10 protein-coding genes are annotated in these 12,633 nt (G+C 68.6%); 5 read left to right on the top strand and 5 right to left on the bottom strand.

Translation table 11 applies throughout. From position 1 onward, the window contains the following. Positions 1–9: 9 nt before the first annotated feature. Positions 10–474: a dUTP diphosphatase gene (gene dut / locus EJ903_RS07165; RefSeq protein WP_126613594.1), complete on the bottom strand. Its 465-nt coding sequence runs from the start codon at positions 472–474 to the stop codon at positions 10–12. Positions 475–519: 45 nt separating this feature from the next. Next, on the bottom strand, positions 520–1,752 hold the full coding sequence (gene coaBC / locus EJ903_RS07160) for a bifunctional phosphopantothenoylcysteine decarboxylase/phosphopantothenate--cysteine ligase CoaBC (protein WP_126613592.1): 1,233 nt from the start codon (positions 1,750–1,752) through the stop codon (positions 520–522). 231 nt (positions 1,753–1,983) lie between these two features. On the opposite strand from coaBC, the gene EJ903_RS07155 reads away from it, so the two are divergent. Then, positions 1,984–3,426 carry a sigma-54-dependent transcriptional regulator gene (locus EJ903_RS07155; RefSeq protein ID WP_126613590.1) on the top strand — a complete coding sequence of 481 codons (1,443 nt, stop codon included), beginning with the start codon at positions 1,984–1,986 and terminating at the stop codon, positions 3,424–3,426. A 34-nt stretch (positions 3,427–3,460) separates the two neighbouring features. On the opposite strand, the gene EJ903_RS07150 is transcribed toward EJ903_RS07155, so the two are convergent. Next, a complete protein-coding gene (locus tag EJ903_RS07150; RefSeq protein ID WP_126613588.1) occupies positions 3,461–4,258 on the bottom strand; it encodes a response regulator in 798 nt (265 codons plus the stop codon). A gap of 568 nt (positions 4,259–4,826) precedes the next feature. Between EJ903_RS07150 and trpB the strand changes: the two genes are divergently transcribed. From trpB to EJ903_RS07130, 4 genes are all read left to right on the top strand, one after another. Continuing rightward, the gene (gene trpB, locus EJ903_RS07145) at positions 4,827–6,044 is read left to right on the top strand and encodes a tryptophan synthase subunit beta (RefSeq protein WP_126613586.1); all 1,218 of its coding nucleotides are present in this window, start codon (positions 4,827–4,829) and stop codon (positions 6,042–6,044) included. Next, a complete protein-coding gene (gene trpA / locus EJ903_RS07140) occupies positions 6,041–6,895 on the top strand; it encodes a tryptophan synthase subunit alpha (protein WP_126613584.1) in 855 nt (284 codons plus the stop codon). The genes trpB and trpA overlap by 4 nt, the downstream gene beginning before the upstream one ends. Before the next feature lie 235 nt (positions 6,896–7,130). Further along, positions 7,131–8,087, top strand: coding sequence for an acetyl-CoA carboxylase, carboxyltransferase subunit beta (gene accD / locus EJ903_RS07135; protein ID WP_126613582.1), 957 nt, complete (start codon positions 7,131–7,133; stop codon positions 8,085–8,087). Between the two features lie 46 nt (positions 8,088–8,133). Then, positions 8,134–9,432 (top strand): bifunctional folylpolyglutamate synthase/dihydrofolate synthase, encoded by a 1,299-nt coding sequence (locus EJ903_RS07130; protein ID WP_126613580.1) that lies wholly within the window; start codon positions 8,134–8,136, stop codon positions 9,430–9,432. A gap of 78 nt (positions 9,433–9,510) precedes the next feature. Here EJ903_RS07130 and EJ903_RS07125 read toward each other — a convergent pair whose 3' ends face one another. Both EJ903_RS07125 and EJ903_RS07120 read right to left on the bottom strand, forming a co-directional pair. Further along, a complete protein-coding gene (locus EJ903_RS07125) occupies positions 9,511–11,502 on the bottom strand; it encodes a hypothetical protein (RefSeq protein ID WP_126613578.1) in 1,992 nt (663 codons plus the stop codon). A gap of 165 nt (positions 11,503–11,667) precedes the next feature. Beyond that, positions 11,668–12,627 carry a lipid II:glycine glycyltransferase FemX gene (locus tag EJ903_RS07120; protein ID WP_126613576.1) on the bottom strand — a complete coding sequence of 320 codons (960 nt, stop codon included), beginning with the start codon at positions 12,625–12,627 and terminating at the stop codon, positions 11,668–11,670. Between the last annotated feature and the right edge of the window lie 6 nt (positions 12,628–12,633).

The following is a 12,633-nucleotide window of genomic DNA, read 5'->3' as shown; positions in this document are numbered from 1 at the left end:
ACCAGGGTCTCAGGCCACGCCGGTGGAGCCGAAACCGCCAGCGCCGCGCGCCGTCTCGTCCAGGGCCTCCACCTCCACCAGCGCGGCTTGCGGCGCACGGGCGACGACGCCCTGGGCGATGCGGTCGCCATGGGCGATGACGAAGGGATCCGCGCCCAGATTGATGAGGCAGACGCCGACCGGGCCGCGATAATCGCTGTCGATGGTGCCGGGGCTGTTCAGCACGGTGACGCCGTTTTTCACCGCAAGGCCGGAGCGCGGGCGGATTTGCAGCTCCCACCCCGCTGGCACGGCGACGGCGAAGCCGATTGAAACCAGCGCGCGTTGGCCGGGGTCGAGTCGCAGGCTCTCCCCCGCTGGCAGCGCGGCGCGCAGGTCAAACCCGGCGGCTCCGGCGGTGGCGTAGGTGGGCAGCGGCAGGTCGCTGTTGCCGGGCAGGCGCAGGAAGGACAGCGTCGGCGGGGAATCGGTCATCGGATCGGTCATTGGTGCGGCGTCCGGTCAGGATCAGGGGGACACTCAGTCGGCGACATGGGCGGCGATGGCCTCGGCCAGCCGCGCGCCGACGGCGTCCTTGCCCATGGTCGGCCAGGACTCCACCCCGTCGGCGCGGATGATGTGCACGGTGTTGTCGGTCCCGCCAAAGGTGGTGGTGCCGAGCGACACGTCGTTGGCCACGATCCAGTCGCAGCCCTTGCGCGCCCGCTTGGCGGTGGCGGTGGCAACCACGTCGCCGGTCTCCGCCGCAAAGCCGATGACCAGCGCCGGGCGGCGCGGCCCGGCCTGCGACAGGGTGGCGAGGATGTCGGGATTCTCGGTCAGTGCCAGCGCGGGCGGACCGCCGCCGTCCTTCTTCAGCTTGCGGTCGGACGCCCCGGCCACGCGCCAATCGGCCACCGCCGCCGCGCAGACCGCGATGTCCACCGGCACGGCGGCGTCGCGGGCGGCCAGACAGGCGGCCAGCATCTCGCGCGCGGTTTCGATGGCGACCACGGTGCAGCCGGGCGGGTCGGGCAGCCGGGTCGGGCCGCTGACCAGCGTCACGTCGGCCCCCAGCGCGGCCAGCGCGGCGGCGATGGCGTGGCCCTGCTTGCCGGACGACCGGTTGGCGATGTAGCGCACCGGGTCGATGGGTTCGTGGGTCGGTCCGCTCGTCACCAGGGCGCGCTTGCCCGCCAGCGGCTTGCGCCCCGACTCGGTGAAAAAGGCGGCGATGGCGTCGATGATCTCCATCGGTTCGGCCATGCGGCCCGGCCCGAACTCATTGCAGGCCATCACCCCGTCGTTGGGGCCGACCCGGCGCACGCCGCGCTGTTCCAGCCGGGACATGTTGTCCTGCGTGGCCGGGTGCTGCCACATGCGGACGTTCATCGCCGGGGCGACCAGCACCGGCTTGTCGGTGGCGAGCAGGACGGTGGCGGCCAGATCGTCGGCCATCCCGGTAGCCATGCGGGCCAGCAGGTCGGCGGTGGCCGGGGCGACGACGATCAGGTCGGCCTCGCGCGACAGGCGGATGTGGCCCATCTCCGATTCATCGGTCAGCGACCAGAGATCGCGGTAGACGGTGTCTTCGGTCAGCGCCTGCACCGACAGCGGGGTGACGAAGCGCGCCCCGGCCTCCGTCAGCACGGCGCGGACGGTGACGCCGCGTTCGCGCAGGCGGCGAATCAGGTCCAGGCATTTGTAGGCGGCGATGCCGCCCGCGATCACCAGCAGCACGCGCTTGCCGGTCAGACTGGCGTGATCGACCATGACCCTACCCACCCCTGTTGCGTTGGATCGGGGGCTGTCCCCCGGCTGTTGCAGATAATCCATCCCGAACGGCGCGTCCATGGCCGCCGCGCGGGCGCAGCAATCTTGCGGCACGGCTTTTTGAGTGTTTCATCAGGTTTTGCGATTGCAACGGATGGGATTTCGCAAAAGATCTGGTAGACATGAAGGGCGAATCGCCTTTCCCCGTCCACGACCGCGCGCTGCCTTCGCATGCCCCTTGGCCACATCCCCGTCCTGCTCATCGAAGACACGCCGTCGCTGGCGCGCGTCTACACGGAATTCCTGAAAAAGGAATCCTACCGCGTCATCGCGGTGGAAACCGGGGCCGCCGCCATCGAACAACTGGCCGATGGCGCGCCCAAGGTGGTGCTGCTCGACCTTCAGCTTCCCGACATGAACGGGATGGAGGTGCTGAAGCGCATCAACGCCCAGGCCCTGCCCTGCGCCGTCATCGTCATCACCGCCCACGGGTCGGTGAACGCGGCGGTGGAGGCGATGCGCTACGGGGCCTATGATTTCCTGGTGAAGCCCTTCTCGGCGGACCGTCTGGTCGTGACCGTGCGCAACGCGGTGGAACGGCTGCGGCTGGCCCAGATGGTGGACAGCCTGGAGCAGAATCTGGGCCGCGCGCGCTATCACGGCTTCATCGGCTCGTCGCTGGCGATGCAGGCGGTCTATCGGATCGTGGACAGCGCGGCGTCCTCGCGCGCCACCGTCTTCATCACCGGCGAATCCGGGACCGGGAAAGAGGTGTGCGCGGAGGCGATCCACCGGCAGAGCCAGCGGGCGGCCAAACCCTTCATCGCCATCAATTGCGGGGCGATCCCCAAGGATCTCATGGAAAGCGAGATCTTCGGGCACATGAAGGGATCCTTCACCGGCGCGGTGGCGGACCGCGAGGGGGCGGCGGCGCGGGCCGACGGCGGCACCCTGTTCCTGGACGAGATTTGCGAACTCGCCCCCGACCTGCAAACCAAGCTGCTGCGCTTCATCCAGACCGGGACCTTCACCCCGGTCGGCGGGTCGAAGCTGGAAAAGGTCGATCTGCGCATCGTCTGCGCCACCAACCGCGACCCGTTGCACGAGGTGGAGGAAGGCCGCTTCCGCGAGGATCTCTATTACCGCCTGCACGTCATCCCCATCCATCTGCCGCCGCTGCGCGAGCGCGAGGACGATGTTCTGGAGATCGCCCGCCATTATCTGGCGGAATTCACGGCGGAAGAGAAAAAGGGCTTCACCCAGTTCGCGCCCGAAACCGAACAGGCGCTGCGCCACTACCATTGGCCGGGCAACGTCCGCCAATTGCAGAACGTCGTCCGCATCGTCTCCGTCCTGCACGATGGCGACACGGTGTTGCCGCAGATGCTGCCGGCTCCTTTGGGGGCACCGGGTGGAGGCGTGGCGGGTTTGATCGCTGCGGCCCCCGTGCCGATGGCGACGGTTCTTGAGGCGGTCGCCCCTCCCCCCGCCCCGCTCCCGCCGCCCTTGACGCCGGAGGCGATCAAGCCGCTGTGGGAGGTGGAAAAGGACGCCATCGAAAACGCAATCACCGCGTGCGAGGGCAACATCCCCCGCGCCGCCGCGCTGCTGGAAATCAGCGCCTCGACCATCTACCGCAAGCGTCTGGCCTGGCAGGCGGAAGGCAAGCTGTAAGGCCCCTTTAAGGTCCAAGCCACGAGAGGGGATTTCAGGGCAGATAGCCCGCTACGCGGTAGGCGGCGATGGCTTCCTCCGCCAGGCGGGGAATCTCGAAACGCAGCGCCCGCACCTCGGCCTCCGCCCGGGCGCGGCAGGACATTTCCAGCGCGCGGGCGGCGACGCAGAGCGCGTGTGCGCCAAAGGTCCCCGCCGTGCTTTTCAGCGTGTGCGCCTCGCGCGTCAGGGCGTCGAGGTCGGGTTCCTGGGCGATGCGGGCGATGCGGTCCTGGGTTTCGGCCAGGAACTGTTCCAGAACCTCCACCAGCAACTCGGCGTCCAGATCATCGGCCAGTTGACGCAACACCTCCCGGTCCAGCACGGCGTCGGCGTTGGGTTCGGTGATGGGGCCGCAAGGGGCGGTGGCGCTGCGCTGGTCGGCGGGCTTCAGCCATTCGGCCACGGTGGCCAGCAGCTGGGCGCGCTCCACCGGCTTGCCGACATGGTCGTTCATGCCGACATCCAGGCAGCGCTGGCGGTCCGCCTCGTCGCTGTCGGCGGTCATGGCGATCACCGGGACCCGTCCGACCGGGCCGGGCAGTTCGCGCAGCAGCCGGGTGGCGGTCAGCCCGTCCATCTCCGGCATCGACAGATCCATCAGGATCAGGTCGAAGCCGCCCGCCTGGGCCGCCATCACCGCTTCCAACCCGTTGTTGGCCATCTCCACCCGGTAATCGGCCGACGACAGGATGGCGTTGACGATCATCTGGTTCAGCGGGCTGTCCTCGACCACCAGGATGCGGCGGGGGGCGGTCGGCTCCGGTTCCATGGGGGGAAGGGCGGCGGACATGGGCGGTGCTTTCGAAACGGGCGGCGGAAGCGGGGCAGGAACCGCCACTCTATGCGCCCCGCTTCCGGGCGGCAACGCCGGGCGTGCCGCTGGCCTGTCGGTGGAAACCCTTCCTCCCCCAGGGCAATTGCTTGAAGCACCGTGCACCCGGTCAAAACAAGAATGGACACGAATTTCACGGATTTTTTCAGGGATTTCGCGGAACGAGTCCCAGAGTTGCCCTGCTTGCGATCTTGCGACAAACCTCATGGCGGGGTGCAGGAGGCAATTGAAGTCGAAAATCCGTGTAATCCTTCCTTTTGTCCGTGAAATCCGCGTCCATTCTTGTGTGCGTGACGATGAGTGTTCGTTCAAGCGATTGCCCTGCTTCCTCCCCCGCTGGGACGGGGCCAGCGCCGCAGGAGCCTGTCGTTTCCGGTCATCCGTTTGGGCGACGGGCGCGTATGGTGATTGGCCGGATCCCGATCCGGCCGCCGATCATCCGTCAAACGCTTCAAATCGGCGCGCGTCGCCGCTATGGTGACGCCTTTGACGGCGCGTCAACCCGCTTCAGGCAGTTCCCCAGACGATGACCAGACCCAACACCTACCGTTCCGGTCCCGATGAACAGGGGCATTTCGGCATTTTTGGCGGGCGCTACGTCGCCGAAACGCTGATGCCGTTGATCCTCGACGTGGAAAAGGCCTACCGCGAGGCCCGCGCCGATCCCGCCTTTGAAGGCGAGATGCTCCAGCAGCTCAAGCAGTATGTCGGGCGGCCCAACCCGCTCTATTTCGCCGAACGCCTGACCGAAAAGCTGGGCGGCGCGAAGATCTACTTCAAGCGCGAAGAGCTGAACCACACCGGCGCGCACAAGATCAACAACTGCATCGGCCAGATCCTGTTGGCCCGCCGCATGGGCAAGACCCGGATCATCGCCGAAACCGGGGCCGGTCAGCACGGCGTGGCGACGGCGACCGTCTGCGCGCTCTACAACATGCCCTGCGTCATCTACATGGGCGAAACCGACATCGCCCGGCAGGCCCCGAACGTCTTCCGCATGAAGCTGCTGGGGGCGGAGGTCCGCGCCGTCACCTCTGGCGCCAAGACGCTGAAGGACGCGATGAACGAGGCGCTGCGCGACTGGGTCACGAACGTCGCCGACACCTTCTACATCATCGGCACCGCCGCCGGGCCGCACCCCTACCCCACCATCGTGCGCGATTTCCAATCGGTGATCGGCAACGAGGTGAAGACCCAGATGCAGGAGCAGGAAGGCCGCCTGCCCGATTCGCTGGTCGCCTGCGTGGGCGGCGGATCGAACGCCATCGGTCTGTTCCACCCGTTCCTCGACGATCCGTCGGTGGCGATGGTCGCGGTCGAGGCCGCCGGGCGCGGGCTGGACAAGGGGCCGCTCGACCACGCCGCCTCGATCAACGGCGGGCGTCCGGGCGTGCTGCACGGCAACCGCACCTATCTGCTGCAGGACGAGGACGGCCAGATCCTGGAAGGCCACTCGATCTCCGCCGGTCTGGATTACCCCGGCGTCGGCCCGGAACACGCCTGGCTGAACGATGTGGGCCGCGTCACCTACGCCGCCGCCACCGACGCCGAAGCGCTGGAGGCCTTCCAGCTCTGCGCCAAGACCGAGGGCATCATCCCGGCGCTGGAATCCGCCCATGGTCTGGCCGAAGTCATCAAGCGCGCCCCGACCCTGCCGAAAGACCATCTGATGGTCCTGTGCCTGTCGGGCCGTGGCGACAAGGACATCTTCTCCGTCGCCCAGCATCTGGGAGTGAGCCTGTGAACGCCGTTGCCGAAAGCCGTCCGCCTGAGTCGCGCATTGACCGCCGTTTCCAGGCCCTGAAGGCCGAGGGGCGGGCCGGTCTCGTCACCTTCATCACGGCGGGCGATCCCGATCCGGTGGCCTGCCAAACCCTGCTCGACGGGCTGCCCGCCGCCGGGGCCGACCTGATCGAGCTGGGCGTTCCCTTCACCGACCCGATGGCCGACGGCCCGGCGATCCAGGCGTCATCCCTGCGGGCGTTGGCCGCCGGGATGACGGTGCGCAAGACGCTGGCCCTGGTGGCGAATTTCCGTCAGAAGGACGCCGACACCCCGATCATCCTGATGGGCTATTACAACCCGATCTACGCCTATGGCGTGGACCGCTTCCTGGCGGACGCCAAGGCCAGCGGTGTGGATGGCCTGATCATCGTCGATCTGCCGCCGGAAGAGGATGGCGAGTTGTGCGTTCCGGCGATCCGCGCCGGGATCAACTTCATCCGCCTGACCACCCCGACGACCGACGAAAAGCGTCTGCCCGCCGTGCTGAAAAACACCTCGGGCTTTCTCTATTACGTCTCCATTGCCGGGATCACCGGGACCGCCAGCGCGGCCAACACCGCCGTGGACGCGGCGGTGGCACGGTTGAAGCGCCACAGCGATCTGCCGGTCGCCGTCGGTTTTGGCATCAAGACGCCCGCCCAGGCCGCCGAGGTGGCGCGCGTCGCCGACGCCGCCGTCGTCGGTTCGGCCATCGTCACCCGTCTGGCCGATGGGCTGGACGAGTCCGGCGCGCTGCGCCCGGGCGTGGTGGAGGATGTGCTGGGCTTCGTCCGCGAACTGGCCGACGGCGTGCGCGGCGCGCGGGGCTGATCCCGCTGTCCGACCGGTCCGGGTGCGGCCATTCCCCCGTTGCGCGGTGTTGCGCGGCGTTTGGGGATGGTCGGCCCGGCCCACCCCCTCCGGCGGGACGGTTTACAAGCGCGTCAAACCGCATTACCACACCCGCAGCAAAAACCGCTCGCGGCAACCATCAGACCCACTCGCTTGATGTGGTCCCGTCGGCTGCCCACATCCAGCGCGTCGTCGTGCCGTTGAAAGGCGTTCCATGAACTGGCTTACCAACTACGTCCGTCCCAAAATCCGCGCCCTCTACGCCCGCAAGGAGGTTCCCGACAACCTCTGGCACAAATGCCCGAGCTGCGAGGCGATGCTGTTCCATCGCGAGTTGGAAGAGAATCTGCATGTCTGCCAGCATTGCGGCTTCCACATGCGGCTCGACCCGATCAAGCGGCTGGAATCGCTGTTCGACGGTGGATCCTATGACGGGGTGGAGTTGCCGAAGTCGGTGGCCGACCCGCTGAAGTTCCGCGATCAGAAGCGCTACACCGACCGCCTGAAGGAAGCCCAGACCAAAACCGGCCGCACCGACGCCATCGTCGTCGGCAGCGGGCTGGTCGGTGGGCTGCCCTCCGTGGTCGCCGCCTTCGATTTCGGCTTCATGGGCGGGTCGATGGGCATCGCCGTCGGCGAAGGGCTGCTGACCGCCGCCAAGCTGGCGGTGGCGAAGAGGGCCCCCTTGATCGTCGTGCCCGCGTCGGGCGGTGCCCGCATGCAGGAAGGCATCCTGTCGCTGATGCAGATGCCGCGCACCACCATTGCGGTGGAGATGGTCAAGGAAGCCGGCCTGCCCTACATCGTCGTGCTGACCGATCCGACCACCGGCGGCGTGACGGCGTCCTTTGCCATGCTGGGTGACATACACATCGCCGAGAAGGGCGCGCAGATCGGCTTTGCCGGTGCGCGCGTGATCGAAAGCACGATCCGCGAAACCCTGCCGGAAGGCTTCCAGCGCTCCGAATATCTGCTGGAACACGGCATGGTCGACATGGTCGTCCACCGCCGCGACCTGCGCGGCACGCTGGCGCGGGTGATCGATCTGCTGACCCAGCGCGTCCGCGCCGACGACGAGGTGATCGACGCCGAGTTCGAGGACGCGGCCCCGGTGGGCAAGGCGGTGGCCGTGGCCGCCGCCCCGGCCCCGACGGCGGCGGGCGACGACTGACGCCCGGCCCTATCGCGCGCCCAGCTTCAACGCCAAGGAACAGGCGATGACCGATTCACACCGCTCCGACCCGGTTCTGGACCGTTTGAAGGGCTTGCACCCGAAGGTCATCGACCTGTCGCTGGACCGCGTCCATCGGCTGCTGGCGGCGTTGGGCCACCCCGAGCGGCGTTTGCCGCCGGTGGTGCATGTGGCCGGAACCAACGGCAAGGGATCGACCGTCGCCTTTCTGCGGGCGATCCTGGAAGCCGCCGGGTACCGCGTGCACGTCTACACCTCCCCCCATCTGGTGCGCTTTCACGAGCGCATCCGGTTGGCGGGCACGTTGATCGACGATGACCACCTCGCCAGTCTGCTGGAAGAGTGCGAAACGGCCAACGCGGGCGGCCCGATCACCTTTTTCGAGGTGACGACGGTGGCGGCCTTCCTGGCCTTCTCCCGCGTTCCGGCGGATGTGGTGCTGCTGGAAACCGGGCTGGGCGGACGGCTGGACGCCACCAATGTGGTGGACACCCCCGCCGTCACCGCCATCACCCGCATATCCTACGATCACCGCCAATTCCTGGGCGAGACGCTGACCGCCATCGCCGGGGAAAAGGCGGGCATCTTCAAGCCGGGCGTTCCGGTGGTGCTGGCCGATCAACCGGCGGCGGAGGCGCGCGACACCCTGCACCGCCACGCCGAGGCCGTCGGCGCGCCGGTCAAGGGCTGGAGCGTCACGCCGCAGCCCGGCGGTTTCCGGTTCGAAAGCCCGGCGCGCGGGACCATTGATTTGCCGATGCCGGGCCTGCCCGGCGCGCACCAGATCGGCAACGCCGGTTTGGCGCTGGCCTGCCTGGATCATCTGCCGCTGGCGGTGGACGCGGCGGCGATCCGCCGGGGGCTGGCCTCGGTCGAATGGCCCGCCCGTCTGCAACGCTTGACGCGCGGCCCGTTGGCCGACGCGCTGCCGCCGGATTGGGAATTGTGGCTCGATGGCGGGCACAACGACTCGGCGGGCGAAGTGCTGGCCCGGCAGGCGGTGGATTGGACGCAGGCGGACGGCCCCCGCCCGCTGCTGCTGATCTATGGGATGCTGACCAGCAAGGACCCGTATGAGTTCCTTGGCCCTCTGGCCCCCTTCACCCACGCCATGCGCACCGTGGTCATTCCGGGCGAGGAAGCGTCGCTGACCGCCGAGGAATCGGCGGAGGCCGCGCGGACCTGCGGCATCGCCGACACGGCGGCGGCGGACAGCGTGACGGCGGCCTTGGCGTCGCTGGTGGCCAGCCGCAGCGGCCCGGCCCGCGTGCTGATTTGCGGCTCGCTCTATCTGGCCGGATCGGTGTTGGCCGACAACGGGTAACGCCGTCAATTGCTGAACGAAAAGGCCGCGCGCGGGGCATCCTGCGCGCGGCCTTTTCGTGTGTGGTTCTGGAACGGATCAGCGCTTTTTGCGGCCGTCCAACTCCAGCATGCCGCGCAGGGCAGCGATGGTTTTGCTCAGCGGGCTGTCTTTGGGGGCCGTGTCTTTTGGGGGCACCGTGTCTTTTGGAGCCGTGTCCTTCGCCGCTGGCCGTGGCGGGGGATCCGGGGCCTCCATCAGGGGCAGCGGGTCCGGCGTCCGGGCCGGGGTTGGGCGGCTCTGGGGTGGGGGAATGGGGGCGTCAAAATCATCGTCCTCCTCCTCCCAGGTCGGGCGGGACAGCGGACGGTCGGACGAATGGTTGGGCGGGCGGCGGGCGGGCGCGGCTTTTGCGGGCGCGGGTGGCGCTACGGGCGGCGGGGCGTCCTCGTCATCCTCGACCAGATCGCGCAGGGCCTTCATCGCCTCTTCGATCTCGCGCTCCTGCGCCGATTGCTTGCTGTTGCCGCCCTTGCTGGCGGATGGCTTGGCCGACGCCTTGCCAGTGGACCGGCGCGGCGGCGGCGCGTCGTCCAGGCCGTCCGCGCCGGAGGGATCCTCACCGGGATCGTCCAGTGCCGGATCGGGCGGCGGCGTGGGCTTGGCCTTGCGGCGCGCGCTGGGCTTCGGCTCGACCGCCGCGTCCTCGATCATGGAGCGCAGAGCCGCCAGCGTCTTGTCGAAACCGCCATCCTCATCGCCGTCGGCGGCGGTGCTGGCCGCGCGCCGGGGCGACCGTTCGGTCTTGGCCTTGATCGGTGCGGGCGGCGGCGGTGGCGGCGGGGCCGGGCTGCGGATTTCCGGGTCGCGGATGGCGAAGGCGAGGATTTCCGCGTCGGTCGGTTCCTCCTCGTCCTCCTCGTCCAAATGATCGGCCCAACGGCGGGCGGGGTCCTTCAAACCGCCATCCGTCGAGTCGCGGTCCATGGCGTGCCCGTCGGCGAAGGCGTCCTCGTCCTCGGGATCGTCTTCGAAATCCTGGCGGACGAACGCCTTGTGCGAGAAAACCGGCTCCGCGTCGCTGACCGCGTCCTCCTCGTCCAGTTCCAGGGGCAGATCGTCCAAATCCGGCGGTGCGTGGCGGCCAAGGCGTTCCGGGTCCAGGCGTTCCGGGTTGCGGGGTGCTGGGGTGAACGCGCGGTCGTCCTCATCCTCATCGGCGCGGTCCGACTCGGCGAAGAAACGGCGCATCGCCGCCAGCGTTTCGTCTTCGTCGCTGCTGGCGCGGGTGGTGGTGCGGCGGGGTGGGGGCGGTGCCCAATCCTCGTCGTCGTCGCCCTCCTCTGGCGGCGGGGCGGCGGCCCCTTGGCGGCTGGCCATATCGGCGAGGGACACCGGTTCCCACAGCGGATCGGCATCGTCCGCCGGTCCATCGGCGACCAGTTCCTCCAGCGGGCGGGCAGAGGGGGAGACGGGCTTGCGCGGCGGTGGCGGGGCGTCGAACGGGTCGGCCTCCTCCTCCGGCGGCAGCGCGTCCAGCGGGGCGCGGCTTCCCAAATCCCAATCGGACCCGGCGTCGTCCTGGCCGGGGTCGTCCTGGCCGGGGTCGTCCAGGAGCGTGGCGAACTCCGGCAGCGGAAAGGGCGCGGGGGTGAAGGCGGGGCGTTCGGGTGGCGGATCGGCGCGGCGTGGCGCTGGCGGCGCGTCCTCCCCCCGGATGGAGGCCAACAGCCCGTTCAGCGCCGACAGCGAGGCGTCAAAGGACGGATCGGCGCTGTCGTCCGTTTCCAGGGCGGCGGCTTGCGCCTGCATCGGACGGCTTTCGGTGTCGCGCGAGTCGCAGCGGGAGCAGCGGTAATGCGGGGCGATCGACAGCACCGGGTAGTTCGGGCCGAATCGGCGCTCCAGCATGGTGCGCGGCAACACGCCGCTGTGCCCGCAGGCGCAACAACGCAGATGAACGTCGGATGCAATGTCGCGAAGGAACAGCATGCGGGCCATGATCGCCGCAGTATACGCGCGCGATCCCGGCTTTCCCAACCGTTTCCGACGGTTGGCAGGCGGTGCGCGGCGGTCGGCGAACCCGGTCATAGTGCCGGTCCGGTTCCTCCGAATCAAGATCACGGCTCACCGCTTCAGCGCGCGGCTTTGCCGTTGATCACAGAAGGGGTTCTGGTCGCTTCAGATGGCGCCACAGAGACGTTGAGCAGAGCAACACAGGCGACGATGGTCACGAGGGTGTTGGGGCCGATCGCGTCAGCGGTATTGCCCGACGGTCTCCACCGCCTTGCCGCCGGTGCCGCGCTTGAACTCGGTCACACCGGGGGCGGTGTCGGGGTTGATGCCGCCCAGATCCAGGCGCTTCACCCCCCGTTCCTTCAGCGCCAGCATGGCGCGCCACAGCACCAGGCGCATCGCGCCGTGGGCGCGTCCGGCCTCGTTGGCCCAACTGATTTGGCTGGTGGCCGTCACCCCATGGCGGAAGAACAGGCCGCTGGCCACCGGCGCGCCCTTGTCCATCGCCGTCACCATCAAGGCCCCCGACTCGGCCCCCCCGGCCTTGACCAGCGCGTTGCGCAACCGCACCGCCAGCGCCCCGGTCATCGGGCGGAACCCCTTGCCCAGCGCCTGGTCATGCTCCTGCTTCAGAAGCCAGGGCAGATTGTCCGCCTTCCAATCGACGTCCAGCACCAGCCCGGCCTTTTCCGCCCCGCGCAGACGCTGCCGCCAATCGCGGGCCAGATTGGCGCGCAACGCCTCCTCGTTCATGCCCAACTCAAGCCAGACGGTTTGATAGCCCGGCCCATGGCGGTGGAAACCGCAACGCTGAAGCAACGCCTCGTTCTCCGGCGAGGCGGGCAGTTCCGGCAACAGGTTGGCGCGGCTGAGCAGCGAGTGCGGGCACGCCTTGCGCAACAGGCGAAGGGTGGCCTCCACCGTTTCCGCGTCCGGTTCCTGGCCGTCGAGCCACAACGGCCCGCGATGGCATTGCCGGTCGTGGAAAATCTTCAGCAGGCGGCGTTCCAGCAGTTGGACCAGCCCAATCGGCACGCCATCGCGCTGGATCACGCCCAAGCGCGGCAGATGGCCATAGGTCCGGCCCATGGCCCGGCCATAGGCAAAGCTCTGCAGCAGGGTGGAGTGGGTCACACGGGCGAACAGCGCATCCCATTCGCCCACCGTGCCCTCGTTCCAGGCGATGGAAACATCCGGCATGAGGGA

It is taken from the genome of Azospirillum griseum (genome assembly GCF_003966125.1).
Lineage (GTDB): Bacteria > Pseudomonadota > Alphaproteobacteria > Azospirillales > Azospirillaceae > Azospirillum > Azospirillum griseum.
This window is presented reverse-complemented; position numbering and strand designations above follow the sequence as displayed.

What these genes read in the sequence shown, in the direction of transcription:
- EJ903_RS07155 (WP_126613590.1), top strand. Translation starts at nt 1,984, where the DNA reads ATGCCCCTTGGCCACATCCCCGTCCTGCTCATCGAAGACACGCCGTCG.
- EJ903_RS07120 (WP_126613576.1), bottom strand. Translation starts at nt 12,627, where the DNA reads ATGCCGGATGTTTCCATCGCCTGGAACGAGGGCACGGTGGGCGAATGG.
- EJ903_RS07150 (WP_126613588.1), bottom strand. Translation starts at nt 4,258, where the DNA reads ATGTCCGCCGCCCTTCCCCCCATGGAACCGGAGCCGACCGCCCCCCGC.
- dut (WP_126613594.1), bottom strand. Translation starts at nt 474, where the DNA reads ATGACCGATTCCCCGCCGACGCTGTCCTTCCTGCGCCTGCCCGGCAAC.
- coaBC (WP_126613592.1), bottom strand. Translation starts at nt 1,752, where the DNA reads ATGGTCGATCACGCCAGTCTGACCGGCAAGCGCGTGCTGCTGGTGATC.
- accD (WP_126613582.1), top strand. Translation starts at nt 7,131, where the DNA reads ATGAACTGGCTTACCAACTACGTCCGTCCCAAAATCCGCGCCCTCTAC.
- EJ903_RS07130 (WP_126613580.1), top strand. Translation starts at nt 8,134, where the DNA reads ATGACCGATTCACACCGCTCCGACCCGGTTCTGGACCGTTTGAAGGGC.
- trpB (WP_126613586.1), top strand. Translation starts at nt 4,827, where the DNA reads ATGACCAGACCCAACACCTACCGTTCCGGTCCCGATGAACAGGGGCAT.
- EJ903_RS07125 (WP_126613578.1), bottom strand. Translation starts at nt 11,502, where the DNA reads ATGACCGGGTTCGCCGACCGCCGCGCACCGCCTGCCAACCGTCGGAAA.